General features: G+C 33.6%; 1 pseudogene. It reads right to left on the reverse strand.

The annotated features are described in order from the left end of the window. Positions 1-432 precede the first annotated feature (432 nt). A pseudogene (locus tag V7150_RS08025) lies at positions 433-902 on the reverse strand (transposase); the annotation flags it as partial. Positions 903-976: the final 74 nt, after the last annotated feature.

The following is a 976-nucleotide window of genomic DNA, read 5'->3' on the forward strand; positions in this document are numbered from 1 at the left end:
ATTCAGACAGGATCAAGCTTTTTCCACCTTTCCCTGTCCGAAAGAAAACAGTATTCAGACAGTAAAGGGTTCCGTTTTCGGGTGCTTTCTTAATAAATGACACAAGATTTGACGTATTAATTGGCATACGTCATTTTAATTATTTATCAAGGATTTTACTTATTTTTAATAAGATTTGGCATACCAAATGACATTGTTTTTATGACGGACAATAAGCATTGTACAATTGAAAAAGAAGTCCAATACTATTGTCAATTTAATTGTCGTTTAGTGTGCCGTTATTACGGCTCTCTTATTCAACCAGCTAATAGTTTGTCAACATTTTTCAATAAAAACTTAAAACAGTTCATGCTATACTAATTTTGTGCATGACAAATAACCTTCCAGAGCTTACCCTTGGAAATTTTTATCATGTTTAGTTATATTTTTATACTAAGCTAGATCTTGGAAAATTCTTTTACTTTTTAAAAGTACATAAATCCAATGTAAGAGTTTATTGGCACATACTATGACAGCTACTTTGAAGGGTTTTCCTTGCTCACGTTTCTTATCATAAAATTCTCATAATCTCTTATTTCGAGGGATTATTTCATCTGTCAGTTTCTTCTTACGACAATCACGAATAGCACTTCGTACAGCCATAAATAGGGCATGACGTAGTCGGCAGGAACCTCTTTTAGTGATACGGTTCAAAGTACCTTTGAATGTTCCAGATTCAAAGACACTTGGATCAAAGCCTGCGAAGGCTACTAGTTTTTTAGGATGATTAAACCGGTTAATTTCTCCGATTTCAGGAATGGATAGGATGATTTTACTTTCCTCAATACTTGTTACTAAAACACTATCTCATCTTCAAGCTTCGATAGATGTTTTTTGTATTCTAGAATCATATTAATATACATATTTGGGGTCCTGCCGACAAAACGCGGATATTATACGTCAAGACACTTTGTGGAAGATAAAACCCTGAATTTCC

It is taken from the genome of Neobacillus drentensis (genome assembly GCF_036965245.1).
GTDB lineage: Bacteria > Bacillota > Bacilli > Bacillales > Cytobacillaceae > Neobacillus > Neobacillus drentensis_G.